At 63.3% G+C, this 501-nt stretch carries 1 protein-coding gene; it reads left to right on the plus strand.

Features of this window, described 5'->3' with window-relative positions; genetic code table 11:
- On the plus strand, window positions 1–501 hold a 501-nt coding region (locus tag MTR62_RS21190; protein ID WP_244024656.1), incomplete at both ends, for a transposase.

Below are 501 nucleotides of genomic sequence, written 5' to 3' on the forward strand. Positions count from 1 at the left end.
AGGCGAAAGCCGCAATGGGAGCAATGCCGAACAAGACCGACCGCAATGATGCCCGAGGCCTGGCACAAATCATCCGGACCGGGTGGTATCGCCAGGTTCACGTCAAAAGCGTTCCATCGAGAATGGCGCGCTCACTGCTGGTGGCGCGCCGGACGGTACTGTGCAAGTTGCGCGACATGGAGAACGCAGTGCGGGCAGTCTTGCGGGAAAGCGGGCTTAAAGTGGGCTCGCCGCGACGCAAGCAGTTCGCTGCCAGGGTCCGCGAACTGGCCGAAACTGACCCCACATTGACCGACATAACCGAACCTTTGTTGGCGATTATCGCAAGCATGTATCGCGAACTCGAGCGCCTGACGCGGCGCGCGTTGGAATCGGTTCGCGTCGAACCAATCTGCCGACAGCTGATGACGGTACCCGGCGTCGGGCCGCTGACGGCACTGGCGTTCCGTGCGACCGTGGATCAGCCCGAGCGCTTCCGGCGGTCCCGCGATGTTGGCGCCC

Source organism: Novosphingobium organovorum, from assembly GCF_022832435.1.
Taxonomy (GTDB): domain Bacteria; phylum Pseudomonadota; class Alphaproteobacteria; order Sphingomonadales; family Sphingomonadaceae; genus Novosphingobium; species Novosphingobium organovorum.